The sequence below is a fragment of the Acidovorax sp. LjRoot204 genome, from assembly GCF_056175785.1.
Map to the genome: position 1 here is coordinate 1 of NZ_JBGFFF010000273.1, position 3,277 is coordinate 3,277.

General features: G+C 65.7%; 2 protein-coding genes. Both read right to left on the reverse strand.

Annotated features, from left to right (window positions below; genetic code table 11):
• On the reverse strand, positions 1–2,774 hold a 2,774-nt coding region (locus AC04MI_RS24265), incomplete at its 3' end, for a hydantoinase/oxoprolinase family protein (protein ID WP_476498932.1).
• Between the two features lie 92 nt (positions 2,775–2,866).
• On the reverse strand, positions 2,867–3,277 hold a 411-nt coding region (locus tag AC04MI_RS24270; RefSeq protein ID WP_476498933.1), incomplete at its 5' end, for a winged helix DNA-binding protein.

Here is a 3,277-nt window from a genome sequence, read left to right on the forward strand (position 1 = left end):
ATCACACGGCGCACGGACTCTTCGGCGTTGTCCTGCACATGGCGCATGTAGGCCTGCACGACGTCCAGGCCAAACTCGCCCACCATGCGGCGCAGCTCCTGCTGGCCTTTCTCATTCGCTGCGATCTGCGCGCGCAGGTCGGCCATGTTCTGCTGGGGGTTGCGGCTGGGGTATTCGCCGCTTTCCAGCAGCGCAATCATCTCGCGTTCCCGCAAGGTGCCGCGTTCCACCAGCTTCACGTTGTTGATCTGTACGCCCTCTTCTTCAATGCGCGTGGAGAACGGCGGCATGGAGCCCGGCGTGGTGCCGCCCACATCGGCGTGGTGGCCTCGGCTGCCCACATAGAACGTGGGCTCGGCCTCGTTGGCGATGTAGACCGGCGTGATGACCGTGATGTCCGGCAGGTGCGTGCCGCCGTGGTACGGGTCGTTGAGCACGAACACATCGCCGGGCTGCATGCGGCCCGCGTTCTCGCGGATCACGGTCTTGATGCTCTCGCCCATGCTGCCCAGGTGCACGGGCATGTGGGGCGCGTTGGCGATCAGGTTACCTGCGGTGTCAAACAGCGCGCAGCTGAAGTCCAGCCGCTCCTTGATGTTGACCGAGTACGCCGTGTTCTGCAGCTGCAGCCCCATCTGTTCGGCAATGTTCATGAACAGGTTGTTGAACACTTCGAGCAGCACCGGGTCCACCGTGGTGCCCACGGCGTGCTGCACGGCACGGGCCACACGGCGGTTGAGCAGCAGGTGGTCCAGATCGGTCAGTGCTGCTTCCCAGCCGGGCTCCACGATGGTGGTGGCGTTCTTCTCGGCAATGATGGCCGGGCCGGGGATCACATCGCCGGGGCGCAGGTCCTCGCGCACCACCAGGGCGGCGTCGTGCCATGCAGGCACGCCATCGATGCCACCGGTGTACATGCGCACGGTGCTGCGGCGCGGCACCTCGCGCGCGGGCTGTAGCGTGTGGCGTGGCTCCACGGGCGCGTCGCCGGGCACCACGGCCTCGACCGACACAGCCTCCACCACCAGGCCCTTGCCCTGCATGAGGAATGCAAAACGCTGGCGGTAAGCGTTCTCGAACGCGGCGGTGATTTCGGTCAGCGAGCCAAACGGTACGATGAGTGCCGAGTCGCTGCCCTCGTAGCGCACATGCACGCGGCGGTGCACCACGGCAGTGCCCGCGCCCACCTGCTGGCGCTCCAGCTCGGTGCGCGCGGTGGTGGCGAGTTGGTCCAGCGTGGCCTCGATGCCTGCGAGCGCTTCGGGCGCGAGCTTGGTTTCCACCGCCTGTTCACGGATCACGTTCTGGTCCGCCAGGCCCATGCCGTAAGCACTGAGCACGCCCGCCAGCGGGTGCACAAACACGCGCGTCATGCCCAACGCATCGGCCACCAAACAGGCGTGCTGACCGCCCGCGCCGCCAAAGCACTGCAGCGTGTAGCGCGTCACGTCGTAGCCGCGCGCCACGCTGATCTTCTTGATCGCATTGGCCATTTGCTGCACGGCAATCTGAATGAAGCCGTGGGCCACATCCTCGGCCTTGCGTCCGGTCTGTGTGGCGAGGCCTTCAAACTTCTGTGCCACCGCATCGCCATCCAGCGCCTCGTTCGCAGCGTGGCCAAACACCTTGGGGAAGTGCGCGGGCTGGATCTTGCCCACCATCACGTTCGCATCGGTCACGGCCAGCGGGCCGCCCCGGCGGTAGCTGGCGGGGCCGGGGTTGGCGCCCGCGCTTTCGGGGCCGACGCGGAAGCGTGCGCCATCAAAGCCGAGGATGGAGCCGCCACCGGCCGCCACGGTGTGGATACTCATCATCGGGGCGCGCATGCGCACGCCCGCCACCTGGGTCTCGAATTCGCGCTCGAACTCGCCCGCGTAATGGCTCACGTCGGTGCTGGTGCCCCCCATGTCAAAGCCGATGACCTTGTCGTGGCCTGCCAAACCGGCGGTGCGGGCCATGCCGACGATGCCGCCYGCSGGGCCCGASAGRATCGCGTCCTTRCCCTGGAACACCTGCGCATCCGTGAGGCCGCCCGACGACTGCATGAAGAACAACTTCACGCCCGGCATTTCGCTCGCCACCTGGTCCACATAGCGGCGCAGGATGGGCGACAGGTACGCATCCACCACCGTGGTGTCACCCCGGCTCACCAGCTTCATCATGGGGCTGGTGGCGTGCGAGGCGCTCACCTGCGTAAAGCCGATTTCGCGCGCAATGCGGGCGGCGGCTTCTTCATGGGCGGTGTAGCGGTAGCCGTGCATGAACACGATGGCCGCGCTGTGCAGGCCCGCGTCGTAGGCGGCCCACAGGCGTTCCTTCAAATGCGCTTCGTCCAGCGGCTCAATGACTTCGCCCTGCGCGCCCATGCGCTCCTGCGCCTCGACCACGCGCTCGTACAGCAGCTCGGGCAGCACGATGTGGCGGTCAAACAAACGGGGGCGGTTCTGGTACGCAATGCGCAGCGCGTCCTTGAAGCCCTTGGTGGTGATGAGCAGCGTGGGCTCGCCCTTGCGCTCCAGCAGCGCGTTGGTGGCCACGGTAGTGCCCATCTTCACGCACTCCACCAGCGCGGGCGTCACCGGCTCGCCCAGCTGCAAGCCCAGCAGGTGGCGGATGCCGGCCACCGCCGCGTCCTTGTACTGCTCGGGGTTCTCGGACAGCAGCTTGTGCGTGACCAAGGTGCCGTCCGGGCGCTTTCCCACCACGTCGGTGAAGGTGCCGCCCCGGTCGATCCAGAACTGCCAGCGGGACAAAGGAGAAACTTGTTGGGACATGATGATGTTATCTAATCAATAGCTGCCAGCGCATTGAATACCTGCGCTACAGCTGCATTTCATTCAAAAAACCAGAAACCAGGGGCAGGTTGTCATAGCGACGCTGCGGAGCGCGCTGCCTGGTCATACATGCCCGAGAGCACACGCAGCAAACGGGCCAGTTCGCCGATGTCGCGGTTGAGCGCGTCATCGGCATTCAATGCATCGATGAGGCAGCTCTCGCGGATCTCGCGGTAGCGCTGCACATAGGCGCGGCCGGTGTCGGTGGCGGCGTAGGTGACTTCCTTGCCGTTCTTCTGCGAGGCGACCACGCCCAGGGTCTGCAGCTTTTTGAGCGAGTAGTTCACCAGGTGCGTGTCTTCCACGTTCATGATGAAGCAGATGTCGGCCAGTCGCTTGTCGCGCGCGCGATGCGTGACATGGTGCAGCACCACCACGTCGAGCGGCGTCAGGTCCTTGAGACCCGCCGCCGCCATGCAGTGCACCACCCAGCGGTGGAAAGC